This window comes from Catellatospora sp. NPDC049609, assembly GCF_040675365.1.
Taxonomy (GTDB): Bacteria; Actinomycetota; Actinomycetes; order Mycobacteriales; family Micromonosporaceae; genus Catellatospora.
Genome location: NZ_JBFAOU010000192.1, coordinates 1 through 14,316, shown reverse-complemented (window position 1 = coordinate 14,316; position 14,316 = coordinate 1). Strand labels below are relative to the sequence as shown.

Below are 14,316 nucleotides of genomic sequence, written 5' to 3'. Positions count from 1 at the left end.
TTCCCACATGTGGCGGCGGCGGGGCTTGCCGCTGGACGTACGGTGGATCAGCCCGCGGCGGCCGCTGACGACGGTCAGGAACGGGTCGGGGCCGAACTCGCCGCGCAGCAGGCCCGCCACGTCCTCGGCCCACGGCCCCGGGTTCGCCTCGGCGAACACGACCAGCCCGGGGCGGCCCTCCCGCAGCGCGCCGACCACGACGACGCTCGCGCGTGCCAGGCCCGCCGCGGCGGCGACCTTCACGTCGAGGTCCTCGACGTACACGTTGCGCCCGCGCAGCTTGACGCTCTCCCCCATCCGGCCGAGCACGTACAGCTGCCCCTCGTGCAGGAACCCGGCGTCTCCGGTGCGCAGCTCGCCGTCGGCGAAGCGCGACGAGACGCCGTCGCGGCCCGCGTGGTAGCCGGCGGCGACGGACGTGCCGCGGACCGCGATCTCGCCGAGGCAGCCGTCGGGCAGCCCGTCGCCGTCGTGGTCGACCAGGCGGACGGCCAGGCCGTCGTCGGGGTGCGGCAGGCCGTGCCCGATCAGCCAGCCGGAGCCCGGCGGGGTGTCCGCCTCGGACAGCCGCCCCCGCTCGGTGAGCTGGACCGGCTCGCCGAACCGCAGCTTCGCCCAGTCGGGCAGGACCACCTCGGACAGGTCACCGGGCGGCGGGGACGTGACGGCCAGGGTGCACTCGGCCAGGCCGTACGACGGCTGGAAGGTGGTGGGCCGGAACCCGGTCGCCGCGGCGAACCGGGCGAACCCGGCCAGCGCCGCGACGTCGGTGGTCTCCGCCCCGATGCAGACCGACTTCCACTGGCTGAGGTCGAGGCCGACGAGCCGTTCCGGCTTGACGCGGCGGGTGGCGTACGCGAAGGCGAACGACGGCGACGCCGACGCCGTGGCCTTGCCCGGCGCGAAGCAGGCCAGCCAGCGCAGCGGGTCGCGGATGAACTGGTCCGGGCGCATCAGCCACAGCGAGCCCTGCCGGCAGATCGGGAACAGGAACAGCCCGATCAGGCCCATGTCGTGGTAGAGCGGCAGCCAGGACGCCATCGCGTCGCCGTCGCGCCAGGCGTTCATCCGGGCGATGATCCGGAAGTTCTCCGCCAGGTTGTCCCAGGTGACCCGCACCCCGCGCGGGCGCCCGGTCGAGCCGGAGGTGAACTGGAGCAGCGCGAGCTCGCCGCGCGGCTGCGGGGTCAGCTCGCCGGTGGTGTCGTCGCGGGGCACCAGCGGCGCGTCGGTCCGCCCGGCGGCCGCCATCGCCCGCACCGCGACCGGGGCCAGCCCGGCACTGGTGACCACCAGGCTCGGCTGGGCCTGCTCCAGGATCGCGGCGACGTGCGCGACGTACTCGTCCTCGCGCTGGAAGCTCGGCGGCACCACCGGGCAGATCGCCGCGCCCGCCGCCCATACCCCGTAGATCACGGTGAGCACGGGGTAGCCGGTGGGCATCAGCACGCAGACCGCGTCGCCCGGCCGCACCCCGGCGGCGACGAGCTGCGCCCCCATCCGGCGGGCGGTCGCGGCCAGCTCGGGGTAGCCGGTGTAGGTCCAGCCGCCGGTCTCGTCGGCGAGGTGCACGCCACGGTCCGGGTGTGGCTCGGTGAGCCATCCGGTGTGGATGTCCGGCACGTCGTCTCCCCGGCCTACGCGGCGACCCGGACGGGACCGCCCAGCCGCGGCGTGAACCGCCCGGTACGGCCCATGTACTCCTGGTACTCGCTGCCGAACTCGGAGGTGGCCAGGCGGCGCTCCTCGCGGGCGGCGGTGAGGTTCAGCGCGACGACGCCGTAGAGGAAGGTCGCGCCGGTGACCCAGTGCGGGTGGTAGAGCAGCGCGGCGAACAGGGCGCTGATGAACGAGGCGTAGAACGGGTGCCGGATCCAGCGGTACGCCCCGTAGGTCACGATGCTGCGCGGCGCGTCGTTGTCCTGGTGCCACAGCGAGATCGGGACCCGGTGGGTGCCGAGCGTCATCCAGATCAGCGCCACCGACGCGACGCTGAACGGCACCGCCGCCACCGCCAGCGGGCGCAGCCATGCCTGCGGCACCAGCGCGGCCCAGTCGGCGAAGTACGCCGCCACCAGGAAGATCGACGCGACGAAGAACGGGCTGGCGGTCGCCCACCAGCGGGCGTTGAGCGTGCCGTCGGACCGGAAGAAGATCCGCGGCAGGATGCCGATGAAGGCGAAGTTCAGAGTCAGCAGGACCAGGACGGGCTCGTTCAACGCAAAGCGTCCTCTCGAACGGCGGGAGCGGGGGTGGCGGTGACCGGGGCGGGCTGCCGGCGGCCCGGCAGCCACCAGTTCCACCGGCCCATCAGCCGCATCGAGGCGGGCACGATGACCAGGCGGATCAGGGTGGCGTCCAGCGCGACGGCGACGGCGAGGCCGAAGCCGAGCTGCTGGATGGGGTTGATGCCGGTGAGGGTGAACGCGCCGAACACGGCGAGCATCAGCACCGCCGCGCCGGAGATGAGCGGCGCGGTGCGGGCCAGGCCGGTGGCGACGCTGACGGTGTCGTCGCCGGTGCGCTGCCACTCCTCCCGGACCCGGTGCAGCAGGAACACCTCGTAGTCGGTGCTGAGCCCGAACAGGATCGCCAGCAGCAGGATGGGCACGAAGTTCTGCACGTACCCGTGGCTCACGGTGCCGAGCAGCTCGACCCCGAAGCCGTGCTGGAACACGATCGCGAGCAGGCCGAACGTCGCGCCGACGGACAGCAGGTTGAGCACGATCGCCTTCAGCGGCAGCAGCAGCGACCGGAACGTCACCAGCAGCAGCACGTAGATGATCAGAAGCATGACCACCAGCACGTACGGCAGCCGGTCGGCGATCGCGGCGTTGGCGTCGACGCCCTCGGCGGTCTCGCCGCCGACGACGGCGCGCAGGCCGTCCGGCAGCCGGTCGGCTTCGGCCCGCACCCGGTCGTACAGCGCGATGACGCCGGGGCTGGCCGCGTGGTCGTCCGGGATCACCTCCAGCACGACGGTGTGCCGGTCGGCGGAGACGAAGTGCTCGATCGTCTGCCGGGCGTCGGCGGGCAGGCCGCCGAGCGCGGCGAGCACGGCGACGGGCCGGGCCGGGTCGACGGCGCGCAGCACGTCCAGCGGGGTATCGACCCGCGCGACGTGCGGCAGCGCGCGCAGCCGCTCGGCCAGGCCGGTGAGCGCCGCGCCCTCCGCGTCGCCGAGGTCGCCCGCGACGGTGACGACGACCTGCAGCGGCGAGGCGGCGCCGGGGCCGAACTGCGCGCGCATGGTGTCGTAGCCGAACCGGACCGGCGAGGACGCGGGCACCACCCGGGCGTCCGGGGTGAACGTGCTCATGCCCAGGCCCGGCACGGCCAGCGCGAGCAGCGCGAGCGCCGGAGGGAGCAGCCACAGCACCGGGCGGCGCATGATCCGCATGGCCAGCCGGTACCACGGGTTCTCGGACACCTCCAGCGAGCGCGCGCGGCCGCCGGGCAGCCGGACCGCGCCCTTGAGCACCCGGTCGCCGAGCAGGTAGAGCACCACCGGCAGCACGACCACGCTGCTGAGCACGGCGAACGCGACGACCAGCACGATGCCCAGCGCGATCGACCCGATCACGTTGAGCGGCACCAGGAACAGCGCGGACGTGGACAGCACCACGATCAGGCCGGAGAACAGCACCGTCTCGCCGCTGGTGCGCAGGGTGGTGACCAGGGCCTCGAAGCGGTCGCGGCCGCGGCGCAGCTCCTCGGCGTACCGGGAGATGATTATCAGCGAGTAGTCGACGCTGACGCCGAGGCCGATCATCGTGGCGGCGTTCTGCACGAAGATGGACAGCTCGAAGCGGCCGGCCAGCAGCGACAGCAGGCCGAAGGTCAGGCCGAGCGCGGTCATGCTGACCACGAACGACACCGCGGTGGCGACCACGCTGCGGTACAGCCACAGCAGGATGACCAGGATCAGCGGGAACGCGATCAGCTCCGCCTCGGTGAGGCTGGTCTGGCTCAGCTTGTTGATCTCGCCGAACAGCGACGCGGCGCTGACCAGCGACACCCGCAGCCCTTCGGCGGCGAACCGGTCGGCCAGCTCGCCCTGCACGTCGGGCAGCACGCGGCGCGCGGTGCCGTCGTCGACGTCCAGCCCGACCATGGTCACGGTGGTGCGCCGGTCCTCGCCGAGGAACCGGTCGCGGTCGGGGCCGGTGAAGCTCTGCCAGCCGTACGCGCTCGACGCCGCCAGCCGCTCGTCGTCCAGCACCGCCTGCACGGCGCCGCCCGCGCGCCGCGCGAACTCGGGGCTGTCGGCGGTGTGCCGCTCGTCGTGCACGACCACGACCAGGTTGCTGTCGTCGCGCCCGGTGAGGCCCGAGCGCAGCGCCTGCGCGGCGAGCTGGGAGTCCGAACCGGAGACGTACCAGCCGCCGCCGCTGAGCTTGCCGGCCAGCGGCAGCGCGGCGACCCCGGCGCCGGTCAGCACCACCAGCCAGGCGGCCAGCAGCAGCCAGCGGTAGCGGCGGATCGCGTGCGCGAGGCGCTCAGCCACGGCCGGCCGCCGAGCGGGCCCGCACGTCGGCGGCCTGGGAGGTGTTGAGCAGCTCGACCAGGTCCCCGACGGTGACGACCCGGTGCAGGTCCTCCTGGGTGAAGATGGCGTCGAACTCCTCCTGCAGGTCGACCGCCATCTCGACCAGCAGGAAGCTGTCGAGGGCCAGTTCCTTCAGCGTCGTCTCGGGGCGCAGCCGGTCGACCGCGACGCCCGAGGTGATGCTGATGCGCTCGGCGACGACCGCGAAGGTGGCGTGCATCAGGGGTGCTCCGTTTCGGTTCCGTGGTAGTGCTCGGTGGTCTCGCCCAGGAACTCCAGGCGCTGGCCGTACTCCTCCAGCGTCTTGGCGTAGACCTCGTCGTCGGCGGTGGTGAACCGGGCCAGGGTCGTGTCGATCAGCTCCGGGCCGTACCGGTCGGCCATGTCGGCCAGGGCGTCGCGGACGTACTTCACGTGCCAGCGCTCGTCGAGCATGATCTTCTGGATGGTCGCCCTGGCCAGCGGATGCGTGCCCGCGTAGCGCTGGTGGCGGCCGTACTGGCCGATCACGCGCTTCTCGAAGACCTGGGTGATCGCCATGACCTCCATGACGTTGGCGGGCATGCCGACGGCCTCCAGGTACTGGTCCTGGTAGGCGCGGTTCTGCGGGACCGGGGTCAGGTCCATCTCGTGCAGGCACTGCGTCCAGTAGTTGGCGTGGTTGGCCTCGTCGGTGAAGTGGTGCGTGACGTCCACCAGCAGCGGGCCGCGTACCGTCCGGGCCACCCGGCCGAAGAACAGCGCACCGTTGATCTCCGAGGCGCGGTAGTAGCTGAGCAGCCAGCGCTCGTTCTCGCTCACGGCGGTCTTGTTCACAGGACACCCTCCAGCTGACGGGTCACCGGCTGCCGGCCCCAGCGCGAGGCCACCAGGTGCTCGCACGTCGCCTCGACCAGCTCCAGCGGGTCGGGCGCGGCGTACCCCGGCCAGGCCGCGCGCAGCGCCTCGTTGCGGAACGTCTTGTGCAGGTAGAGCTGCGTGCCGAACGGGGCGACCGAGGCCACCGCCTGCTCGATCGGGCCGCCCTTGAGCCGGCGGGCGATGTCCACCATGTCGTCGAAGCTCTGCCGGTCGCAGTAGATCGGGCGCATCAGGTTGCGGCGGCGGAAGTTGTCGTCGCGCTCGTACACCGTGAACGCGACGTCGATGAGCTGCCCGAGGGTCAGCGTCCGCGCCGGCTCGGGGGTGACGTGGTAGACCCCGGCGGGCACGTCCGGGCGCACCAGGTGCGACACGGCCGCGCCGGTGAACGCGGCGGTGCCCAGGCTCAGCGGCGTCGACGGCTCGCCCGGCATCAGCGACAGCAGGCCGTAGTAGAACAGCTTGAGCGTGTTGTGGAAGGCGTTGTACTGCCCCACCGCGCCGCCGTCGTCCTCGGCGATCACCGTCGGCAGCCGCAGCACCGACAGCGGCAGGCCGCTGTCGAACAGGTGCTCCTCGGCCCGCCACTTCGACCACTCGTAGAAGTTGACGAAGCCGTCGTCGCCGTGGCGGCGCTCGGTGATGTCGCCGGTCTGCCGGCCCGCCGTGTACAGCGTGGACAGCAGCGTGAAGCGGTGCAGGTCAGGGCAGCGCCGGGCGAAGCGGGCCAGCCGGACGGTGCCGTCGACGTTGACCCGCTGCGCGGTCTCCCGATCCACGTTGAACCTGGTCACGGCCGCGGCGTGCACGATCGAGGCCACCCGGCCCGGGTCCACGCCGGCGAGCGCGTCATCGCGGGTCAGGTCCGCACCGACGACGGTGACCCGGCCCAGCGCCGCGGGGCCCAGGTCGGCGTCCAGCCGGTCGTGCTTGGCGGCCAGCTCGGCGCGGTCGGCGGCGCGCACCGCCAGCACGAACTCGTCGTCGGTGGAGGCGAGCAGGGCGGATACCACCCGGCGGCCCAGGTACCCGTCGGCTCCGGTGATCAGCGTGCGCATGCCGGCTCCTCTCCGCGCCCGTTCACCGCTGCGCCTCGCGGGCCGTGCGGGCGACGACCGTGGCCGCGGCGTCGGCCGGCTTCGGCCAGGAGGCCGGGTCGAGGCCGTGGCGGTCGGTGACAGCCCACAGCCAGCGTTCGAGACCGAAGGCGAGGCACGCGGTGTTGACCGCCCGGCCGCCCCGGCGCAGGCCGAACGCGGTGCCGAAGTGGTCGTGGTGCAGGTTCACCGAGGCGATGGCCAGGTCGCCGCCGTACGTCGCCTCGTGCTTGCTGGGCTGCAGCCGCTGCATGAGGTACTGCGGGTTGTCGCGCGGCCGGAAGAACGGGTCGGTCGCGGTCAGCCAGTCCACCGGCAGGTCCACCAGGGCGAGGAACTCGTCGACCACCGCGCGTGCGCGGGCCAGGAAGTCCACGGTCTCGTCGTGGGTGCCCAGGCACACGATCTCGCGCATGGTGAAGCTCCACTGCCGGCGCAGCGGCACGTAGCGCTCCTCGACCCGGAAGCAGGTGTTGCGGGTGGTCAGGTACACCGGCGCGGAGAAGGCGCTGCCCTCGTGCGCGTGGTAGAGGTGGTAGCAGGCGGCCGGGGTGAGCACGGCGGTCACCGGGGCCAGCGGGGTCAGGTCCACCGCGCCGGTCGCGGTGATCGGCTCGCCCGCCAGGAACTCGTCCAGGTGTGCCGGGTCCAGCCGGGCCGGGAACGTCGCCTGGTGCGGGAACGAGTGCAGGTAGTCCAGCCGCTGCAGCCGCTCGGCGGGCAGCGCGGCCGGGTGGCGCTCCTCACGGGCGTCCCAGACCGAGGCGAGCGTACGGAACGCCTGGTCGCAGTCCTCGGCCAGGCGCAGCAGCGGGCCGCCGAGCCCGGCCTGGCCCGACTCGTGCCAGTGCAGCCCGATCGAGGACAGTCCCGCCGCGACGGCCGTGGTCACGACGCCGCCCGCGCCGGGCCGAACTTGGCCAGCAGCGTGTCGATGTCGCGGAAGTCGCCCGCGCCCAGGTCCTCCACGTCGATCGGCTCGCCGCGCAGCCGCTCCAGGAGCAGCAGCAGCTCGGGCACGTGCAGCGAGCGCAGGTGGCGGCGCTCGAACAGCGGGGTGGTGTCGGTCAGCGCGGCCGGGTCGAGGTCGCGGGCCTTGCCCAGGACCCACTCCCGCAGCGCCTGGCGGATCTCGGGTTCAGAATGCATCGACAGGCTCCTTGACCAGGATTCCGGTGGAGGTGAGGTAGCCGAGCAGCTTCGTGGAGGTGCGCCGGCGATGCGCGCGCTGCGCCGGGGCCGCCCACGCCTGCTCGGCCAGCTCGTACGGGCCGGCCAGGCCCGCGTCGGCGTACACGTCGGGGTTGTAGTACTCGCGCCAGCTGGTGACGAGGAACTGCGCGAGGTCCTCGCGGACCTCCTCGATGCGCTCGTCGTCCCAGCCGGGCGCGCACGCCTGCCACATCGCCTCGACCAGGCGGCGCCCGAAGATCAGGTGCCGGGCCTCCTCGAAGTGGTGGTTGTTGTTGATGAACCGGGCGACGGGGTGCAGGCGCTCGTCGCGGCCCTGCCACCAGTTGTAGCGGTCGACGATCTCCTCGAAGATCATCACGCGGGCGAAGAAGAGGAAGTCCTCCACGTCGCGGGGCCGCTGGACGCCGAACGACACCTGCCGCGACGGGTAGACCCGCGCGTACCGGGTGCAGAAGCCGCCGAAGAAGATGCTGTGCTTGTTCTCCTCGTCGAGGAAGTGGTGCAGGTACTCGGCCACGTCGGCCAGGTCACGCCGGTAGAGCCGGGCGGCCAGCCCCTGCATGAGGCCCTTCTCGCCGTGGATGTTGAGGCTGTAGAAGTTCGCCGCCTCGTGGAACGCCAGCCGCCGGCGCGCCGCGTCGTCCAGGGTGTCCCAGACCGGCGTGCCGTACAGGCTGAGCAGCTCCGGCGAGCTGAACCACGCGCGCTCCGGGTCGACCGCGTCCGGCCACTCCACCGCGGTGTACGGGTTCTGGTACGAGCGCTGGGACAGCCGGCTCAGCCGGTCCGAGGTCTCCCGCAGCGACGCTATGGCGTCCCGCAGGCGCGCGGCGGTCGTGGCGGTCATGCCGCCTCCTCGCTGCGCTCGTCGGCGGCATGGCTCCCGAACCTGCTGGTTCGCTCGCTGCGCTCGCTCATGCCGCCTCCAGGATCAGGCTCTGCCAGTTGAGGCCGAAGCCGGCCATCATCAGCACCACCCGCTGGCCCGGCCGCAGCTGCCCGGACGACACCAGCTGCGCGAGGTTGACGATGTTGTCGGCGGAGATCACGTGCCCGACGTCGGGCATCGACGGGAACCACACCCGGTCGATCGGCACGCCCAGCAGCCGGGCGAGGATCTGCCACGCCTTGTCGTTGGTGTTCTGGGTGACCACCCAGTCGACGTCGGCGACGGTGAGCCCGGCCCGGTCCAGCGACTCCTTGAACAGCCGGTGGGTGAAGGAGAAGTACGACCCGACGGTCTCGTCGTCGGTGGCCTGGCCCAGCGCGCCGTTGGTGATCTGGTGCGCGCTGACCAGCCGGAACCCCTCCGGCTCCCGCCCCACCAGGCACGCCGCGCCGCCGTCGGAGATCAGGTTGTACGCCTGCTCGTAGATCGCGCCCTCCGGGAACCGGTCGGCGGTCACGCACAGCACGCGGCGCCAGCTCGGCTCGGCCGCCAGCAGCGCGCCCGCCAGCCGCACCGAGCCCGGCATCGCCGTGCACGCCTGCTGGTTCAGGCCCAGCACCACCGCGTCGGTGAGGCCGAAGCGGGCCTGCAGGCGGCTGGCCGGGAAGTCCATCAGGTGCTTGACGTCGCGGGTGCGCGCGAACTCGGCCGGATCGCCGACGTTGCCGTTGAGCGGCAGGCAGGTCGCGTAGACGATCGCGTCGATCCCGGTCAGCCGGCCGGTGTCGGCCAGCTGCGCCGTCACCGCCTCGGCCAGGCCGTACGCGGACTCGCCCGGCTCGCACAGGTGGTGCCAGCCGAAACCGGCCGACTCGAGGTCCTCGGCGGACGACAGCAGCCGCCCCGCCGCCTCCGACTCGGTGACGTGCGTCTTGCGGGAGCCGAGCGCGTACACGAAGTCGCTCACGTACACGTGAGACATGCCCATCCCCTCACGGCAGTCGATCCGGCGCCGCCCGCATCCGGCGGGCGGCACCCATGAAACCGCAGCGTCCACATCGAACGGAACGTCGCCGCAGCAAGCTGCCACCGATCGGCCGGATACGTCACGGCGCGTGACCACAACCTGCCATCGCCGCCGCCGATCGCGTCCCGGAGTCCGGACGCATGTCGCCGATGTGACATGGGTGCGCCGGCGGCCCCGGTGACATTGTTCTCAGTCACCTACCCGACGGCCGCCGCAGCGCTGCTCAGCGCCGGTATTCGCCGGTTCTGCCCGCAATCGGCGGCATCGTTCGCCCTGCTGACACCTTTCCACGATTGCAGCACCGTCCACATTGGCCTACGCTCGTGATCTTGGATGGCAGCCGGCCCGCGCACACCCCGTGTACAGGTGCCCGGCCGCCATACCGGCGCGGGCGCGAACATCGCCCGGAAACATCAGCATCGTAATTTGTGGATGGACATCCCGTCCCGGCCGTCCGGGGAGGCGGCGGGGACGGCACCGAGGTCAAGGGCGAGACCCGACATGTTCCTGCCAGGATCCGAAACTCGGGGGGAGTTTTGATGAAGGCATCGCAGCACGGCCTGCCACACCGGGGGTTGCCCGAGCCACGGGCCGGTCACCACCGGTCGCGTCCGTTCGACGCGACGCTCGACCACCAGGACGAGGTGGAGACCGTCCTGTCCCAGGCCCAGGAGCTGATCGAGCGAGCCATGTCGCGACGGCGCGGCAACGGCCACCACATCCGCCACCTGCCGGGTGACGACGCGGTCTTCCAGGCGGTGGCGGGCGAGGCGATCATGCGGGCGCGGCGGGAGGTGCTCTGCGTGCTCTCGGCCGCCGACGTCGCCGACGACCGCCGCAACCACACCGTCGACCTGCTCCGGCACGCCGACCGCCGCGGGGTGCAGGTCAAGGCACTGGTCCCGGCCGCGGCCACCGCCGCTCTGGTCACCGCCGACCGGGCGCTGTGCGACCACCCCGGCTACCGGTCGTGGGACTTCCAGGGGCAGAACCTCGTCCTCACCGACGGGCGCGAGGTGATTCTGCGCACCCACGACGACGACCAGGCCGCCCAGACGATCCTGCTGTCGGCGCAGCCGCTGGTCCACTTCCTGCGCAGCGTGTTCGAGGTCAGCTGGGCCTCCGGCACGCCGCTGGCCGAGATCGTCCGGCTCAGCGAGAAGCTGCGGGAGGAGACCGCCCAGTCGGTCCTGACCTACCTCGGCGCGGGCGCCAAGGACGAGGTCGCGGCGCGGCGGCTCGGCATGTCGGTGCGGACCTACCGCCGGCACGTCGCGGAGATGATGCGCGACGTCAGCGCCACCTCGCGCTTCCAGGCCGGGATGCGCGCCGCCGAGCTGGGCCTGGTCAACCGCAGCTTCGGCGGGGCGACCGCGACGGCCGTCGAGGAGGACCCGGCGGGAGGCGATCCGGAGTGACGTGTCAGCTCCTGGGTTGTCGCGACAACCCAGGAGTTGTCACCCGCGCCCAACGATGCACGACAGCGGGACGTGCCGGACCGCGCGGATCACCCCGTGCCTGCTGGACAGCCGGTGACCGGCGCCGAGGTCGTGGTCAGGGCACGAAGGAGAGGAACAGGAACACCCCGAACAGGGTCAGGTGCACCGCGCCCTGCATGAGCGAGGCCCGGCCGGGCGCGACGGTCAGCACGGTGACGACCAGCGTGATCGCCAGCAGCACCATGTCCTTCGGCGTCAGCCCGAGAATGAGCGTGTTCGGCAGCCAGATCGACGCGACGGCCAGCGACGGGATGGTCAGCCCGATGCTCGCCAGCGCCGAGCCCAGCGCCAGGTTGAAGCTCGTCTGGATCCGGTTGCGCGACGCCGCGCGCACCGCCGCGGCGGTCTCCGGCAGCAGCACGAGCAGCGCGATCGCCACGCCGACCACCGCGTGCGGGGCGCCCGCCGCCACCACCGCCTGCTCGATCGCCGGAGCCTCGATCTTGGCCAGGCCGACCACGGCGACCAGGCAGACCAGCAGCAGCCCGAGGCTGAGCCAGGCCGCCTTGCGGGTGGGCGGGTCGGCGTGGTGGTCCTCGCCGGTGTCCACGGGCAGGAAGTAGTCGCGGTGCCGGACCGTCTGGACGAACACGAACGAGCCGTACAGCAGCAGCGAGGCGACGCCGGCGAAGGCGAGCTGCGGCTCGGAGTAGGTCGGGCCGGGCGCGCTGATGGTGAACGCCGGCAGCACCAGGGCCAGGGTCGCCACCGCGCTGAGCGTGGCCAGCGCGGCGGTGACGCCCTCGACGTGGAACTCGACCTCGCGGTGGCGCAGCCCGCCGACCAGCAGGCAGAGCCCGACCACGCCGTTGCACACGATCATGAACGCGGCGAAGACGGTGTCCCGGGCCAGCGGCGACGGCCCCGAGCCGGCCGAGGTCATCAGCATGATGATCAGGCCGACCTCGATGACGGTGACCGCGATGGCGAGGATGAGCGTGCCGAAGGGCTCGCCGACCCGGTGCGCGACGATCTCGGCGTGGTGCACTGCGACGACGACCGCGGCGATCAGTGCGATCGCGACGATGATGATGGCCGGGGCCGACAGCGGGCGTCCCCAGGCGAACGCGAGCACCACCGCGGTCAGCGGCGGGATCGCCGCCCACCACGACAGAGCGCGCGCGGTCTTGAGCATGTACCGAGGCTACGGCGGACAAACCGCTTCTACCTGCATAATCCTCGCATCCGGGCGGTCGGCTGTGCCGCCGTCGCCGGGCGGCACTAGATTCTGCGCGTGCTCTCACGTTCCCGCGCACCGCTGCCACTGCGCCTGGCCGCCCTGACCGCCGTGTTCGGACTCGCCGCCTGCGGCAGCGGCGCGCCCGCCGCCGCGCCGGCCGATCCCGTCTTCGTCACCGGCTCCGCCACGCCCGGCGCTTCCGCAGCCCCCACCGGGAGCGCGAGCCCGAGTGCGGCCGCCTCCGCCTCCCCCGCCGCGCCGTGCGGAGTGTTCCCGGCGGACGGCGTCTGGCGCTCCGACGTGTCCCGGCTGCCGGTGCACCGCTCCTCGGCGGCGTACGTGAGCAGCATCGGCGCCGCCGCGCACCTGCATCCCGACTTCGGCTCCGGCACCTGGGAGGGTGCGCCGATCGGCATCCCCGTCACGCCGGTCAAGCCGGGCCAGAAGACCGTCAAGGTCAGCTTCGAGTACGCGGCCGAGAGCGACAAGGGCCCCTACCCGATCCCCGCCGACGCCAAGGTGGAGGGCGGGCGCGGCGGCGACGGCGACCGGCACGTCATCCTGTACGACGCCGCGGCGTGCAAGGTGTACGAGCTGTACGCCGCGTACCCGGCCGGCTCCGGCTGGCGGGCCGGCTCCGGCGCGATCTTCGACCTGCGCTCGCACAAGCTGCGCCCGGCGGGCTGGACCTCGGCCGACGCGGCCGGCCTGTCCATCTTCGCCGGGCTGGTCCGCTACGAGGAGGTCGCCGCCGGGAGGATCACCCACGCGCTGCGGATCACCGTGCCGCGCTCGCGCAACGCGTACGTGTGGCCCGCCCGGCACGCCGCGTCCAGCTCGTCGGACGCCGCGCTGCCGCCGATGGGCCTGCGGCTGCGGCTCAAGGCGAGCGTGAACACGTCCACGATGCCCAAGCAGGCCCGCGTCATCGCCGAGGCGATGAAGAGGTACGGCGTGATCGTCGCCGACAACGGCTCGCCCTGGTACCTGTCCGGCGCGCCCGACGAGCGCTGGTCCAACGACGCGCTGCGCGCGTTGAAGAACCTGCAGGGCTCCGATTTCGAGGCCGTGGACGTGTCCGGCCTGATGGTGTCGAAGAACTCGGGCGCGACGCGGACCGGATAACACGTCGCGCCCTGGGCACCGGTGGGCCAGACTGCCTGCCCATGGGCAACTCCCACATGTACCCGGTGCTGCGCACGACCGACCTCGACGCGGCGTTCGCGCTGGTCGACCGGCTGCTGCCGATCGCGAACGAGATCGAGTACCTCGACCTGTGGGCGGTGACCGGCAGCCACGACCTGTCCCGCTACGCCGCGCTGCCGCAGGCGCGGTACTCCGCGGTCGCGCCGGCCGAACTCGCCGACGCCGTACTCGACGGACTCGGCGACCTGATCACCGAACCGCATCACGTCCACCACCGTGCCCGTGGCAGCGAGCTGGTGATCGACCGGCTGGACGCGCGCGCGGCGCAGCTGCTGCGTGAGCTGCCCGCGTTCCGGCTCGACGTCGATGTCGACCGAGCACCGCCCGGCACCGTCGAGCGGTCGTACCGCGACGCCGTAGGACAGGACGTGGGTGGGATCTACTGGAAGGTGACCTGGCCGCCCATCGAGGACCTGACTCCGTACGGCTGCGTGAAGTACGGCGGCCTGGAGATCACGGTGAACAGCGCCGGGCTGTTCGACGAGACCTACACCGGCGACCACACGGTGTGGGTCCACACGCGCGAGGACTGGCGGGCGCGGTGGCTCGCCGAGCAGGCGGGCGCCGAGGTCGTCGGCGAGATGCGGTCCGGCAGATGACCGTCACAGCACCTTGGTGGTGACCGTGGCGGGCAGCCCCAGGAAACGGCCGTGGTGGTCGGCGGCGGCCTGGACCGCCGCGGCCCGGTCCGCGTCGAGCGGGGCGTAGACGAGCATCTCGATGGTGACCGCGCGGCGGCCGACGGTGCGCTTCCAGTGCCCGGCGACCTGGCTGCCGACGATGAGCACGCCGTTGTAGACGGGCCGATCCCAGC

The 14,316-nt window shown here is 72.5% G+C and carries 14 protein-coding genes and 1 pseudogene; 3 read left to right on the top strand and 12 right to left on the bottom strand.

The genetic code is table 11. From position 1 onward, the window contains the following. The 10 genes from AB0J67_RS33730 to AB0J67_RS33685 all read right to left on the bottom strand — a co-directional run. Nucleotides 1-1,623 (bottom strand): AMP-binding protein (locus AB0J67_RS33730; RefSeq protein WP_363488535.1); only part of this gene is annotated, 1,623 nt, incomplete at its 3' end. 14 nt (nucleotides 1,624-1,637) lie between these two features. Next, nucleotides 1,638-2,219 carry an isoprenylcysteine carboxylmethyltransferase family protein gene (locus AB0J67_RS33725; protein ID WP_363488533.1) on the bottom strand — a complete coding sequence of 194 codons (582 nt, stop codon included), beginning with the start codon at nucleotides 2,217-2,219 and terminating at the stop codon, nucleotides 1,638-1,640. Then, the gene (locus AB0J67_RS33720) at nucleotides 2,216-4,507 is read right to left on the bottom strand and encodes an MMPL family transporter (protein WP_363488531.1); all 2,292 of its coding nucleotides are present in this window, start codon (nucleotides 4,505-4,507) and stop codon (nucleotides 2,216-2,218) included. Before AB0J67_RS33720 ends, AB0J67_RS33725 begins: the two co-directional genes overlap by 4 nt. Next, nucleotides 4,500-4,769, bottom strand: a complete 270-nt coding sequence (locus AB0J67_RS33715; protein WP_363488529.1) for an acyl carrier protein — start codon at nucleotides 4,767-4,769, stop codon at nucleotides 4,500-4,502. The genes AB0J67_RS33720 and AB0J67_RS33715 overlap by 8 nt, the downstream gene beginning before the upstream one ends. Next, nucleotides 4,769-5,365 carry a ferritin-like domain-containing protein gene (locus AB0J67_RS33710; RefSeq protein WP_363488527.1) on the bottom strand — a complete coding sequence of 199 codons (597 nt, stop codon included), beginning with the start codon at nucleotides 5,363-5,365 and terminating at the stop codon, nucleotides 4,769-4,771. Before AB0J67_RS33710 ends, AB0J67_RS33715 begins: the two co-directional genes overlap by 1 nt. Next, a complete protein-coding gene (locus AB0J67_RS33705; protein WP_363488525.1) occupies nucleotides 5,362-6,468 on the bottom strand; it encodes an SDR family oxidoreductase in 1,107 nt (368 codons plus the stop codon). The genes AB0J67_RS33710 and AB0J67_RS33705 overlap by 4 nt, the downstream gene beginning before the upstream one ends. Nucleotides 6,469-6,490: 22 nt before the next feature. Next, complete coding sequence (locus AB0J67_RS33700; protein WP_363488523.1) at nucleotides 6,491-7,399, bottom strand: hypothetical protein; 909 nt, start codon at nucleotides 7,397-7,399, stop codon at nucleotides 6,491-6,493. Then, entirely contained in the window at nucleotides 7,396-7,656 is a 261-nt protein-coding gene (locus AB0J67_RS33695; RefSeq protein WP_363488521.1) for a hypothetical protein, read from the bottom strand. The genes AB0J67_RS33700 and AB0J67_RS33695 overlap by 4 nt, the downstream gene beginning before the upstream one ends. Then, nucleotides 7,646-8,548, bottom strand: a complete 903-nt coding sequence (locus AB0J67_RS33690) for a diiron oxygenase (protein WP_363488519.1) — start codon at nucleotides 8,546-8,548, stop codon at nucleotides 7,646-7,648. Before AB0J67_RS33690 ends, AB0J67_RS33695 begins: the two co-directional genes overlap by 11 nt. A gap of 67 nt (nucleotides 8,549-8,615) precedes the next feature. Next, nucleotides 8,616-9,572, bottom strand: coding sequence for a 3-oxoacyl-[acyl-carrier-protein] synthase III C-terminal domain-containing protein (locus AB0J67_RS33685; protein WP_363488517.1), 957 nt, complete (start codon nucleotides 9,570-9,572; stop codon nucleotides 8,616-8,618). A 584-nt stretch (nucleotides 9,573-10,156) separates the two neighbouring features. On the opposite strand from AB0J67_RS33685, the gene AB0J67_RS33680 reads away from it, so the two are divergent. Continuing rightward, nucleotides 10,157-11,035 (top strand): hypothetical protein, encoded by an 879-nt coding sequence (locus AB0J67_RS33680; protein WP_363488515.1) that lies wholly within the window; start codon nucleotides 10,157-10,159, stop codon nucleotides 11,033-11,035. Nucleotides 11,036-11,171: 136 nt separating this feature from the next. On the opposite strand, the gene AB0J67_RS33675 is transcribed toward AB0J67_RS33680, so the two are convergent. Beyond that, nucleotides 11,172-12,251, bottom strand: a complete 1,080-nt coding sequence (locus tag AB0J67_RS33675; RefSeq protein ID WP_363488513.1) for an ionic transporter y4hA — start codon at nucleotides 12,249-12,251, stop codon at nucleotides 11,172-11,174. A 99-nt stretch (nucleotides 12,252-12,350) separates the two neighbouring features. Between AB0J67_RS33675 and AB0J67_RS33670 the strand changes: the two genes are divergently transcribed. Together AB0J67_RS33670 and AB0J67_RS33665 are read left to right on the top strand one after the other, a co-directional pair. Beyond that, nucleotides 12,351-13,421: a hypothetical protein gene (locus AB0J67_RS33670; RefSeq protein WP_363488511.1), complete on the top strand. Its 1,071-nt coding sequence runs from the start codon at nucleotides 12,351-12,353 to the stop codon at nucleotides 13,419-13,421. Between the two features lie 41 nt (nucleotides 13,422-13,462). Beyond that, the gene (locus AB0J67_RS33665) at nucleotides 13,463-14,101 is read left to right on the top strand and encodes a hypothetical protein (protein WP_363488509.1); all 639 of its coding nucleotides are present in this window, start codon (nucleotides 13,463-13,465) and stop codon (nucleotides 14,099-14,101) included. Between the two features lie 3 nt (nucleotides 14,102-14,104). Here AB0J67_RS33665 and AB0J67_RS33660 read toward each other — a convergent pair. Continuing rightward, nucleotides 14,105-14,316, bottom strand: a pseudogene (locus AB0J67_RS33660) (hypothetical protein); the annotation flags it as partial.